Raw genomic sequence first — 275 nt, forward strand, 5'->3', positions numbered from 1 at the left:
TGGCCGAGCGGTGTACTCAAATCCGAAACCTCAAACAGTTCTTCAAGTTCCTTTTCATATAAAAACTTCGGAATCCGCTTATCCTGTTTCGGGAGACTGACAAGCAGAAACGGGTTTTCTTTTACCAGCTTTTCCCTTAATAAAAATTTATAGAAGCTACGCAGAGCCGAAATTTTCTTGCTGATCGTCCTGCGAGTGAGCCCTTTTTCATGCGCTTCCGTCAAGAAAATTCTCACATCCGGATAAGTCACGTCTTCAAAACCCTTTATGCCCTG

At 43.3% G+C, this 275-nt stretch carries 1 protein-coding gene; it reads right to left on the reverse strand.

What is annotated here, in order from left to right:
• Positions 1-275 (reverse strand): site-specific integrase (locus tag CF394_RS13550; RefSeq protein WP_165767570.1); only part of this gene is annotated, 275 nt, incomplete at both ends.

It is taken from the genome of Tetzosporium hominis (genome assembly GCF_002265435.1).
GTDB classification, from domain to species: domain Bacteria; phylum Bacillota; class Bacilli; order Bacillales_A; family Planococcaceae; genus Chryseomicrobium; species Chryseomicrobium hominis.